Source organism: Vibrio sp. Y176 (genome assembly GCF_033438945.1).
In genome coordinates this window covers 1-532 of record NZ_JAWOQS010001116.1, presented here as the reverse complement: position 1 = coordinate 532, position 532 = coordinate 1, and the positions used below count along the sequence as shown (strand labels likewise).

Annotated in this window: 1 protein-coding gene; it reads right to left on the bottom strand. The window is 47.6% G+C overall.

Going from position 1 to position 532, the window contains the following annotated elements:
* The coding region (locus R7O13_RS30505) for an MtrB/PioB family outer membrane beta-barrel protein (RefSeq protein WP_318305676.1) at nucleotides 1-532 on the bottom strand (532 nt) is incomplete at both ends.

Sequence of the window (532 nt, the reverse complement as noted above, 5' to 3'; positions counted from 1 at the left end):
ACCCGCATTCACCTTCACATCAGACGCAACACGATGCGTCAACGTTGTTTCCAGTTTGGTTTTTGTGTGGTCGTATTTTTCTCTTGTAGAGCCGATGATGGTGTTTCTATCGGAGTTATCGTCTTTGTCTGAATAGTCCGCAGAAATGGCGAAAGCTGTGTCTCGCGAAAGCTTGTTGTGGTGATCCGCGCTCATTTGCCAAGTGTTGGTTTCGCCATGGAATGTATTGGAGTTAACGGGGGACTGCGGAAACGGATTTACCCCGCCTTCAGAAGACGTTTGTGACCAAAGTAAGCGGCCGCTGAACGTTTGTTGATTCAACCGATAATTCCCTGTGACAGCAAATTGGTGAAAGTCGTTGTCAGGCTCATACGCAAGGTGATTGGCGTAAGGGTTGGTAATGCCGCCGTAATAGAGTGCGGACTTGTCATTGCGGAAAAATGAGCCGCGATACGCAATATCCACCAGCCACAAATCTTCAATGTAGCTCACTCCTACTTGAGTATTTAAGGTTTCATGATCGACGGCTTTG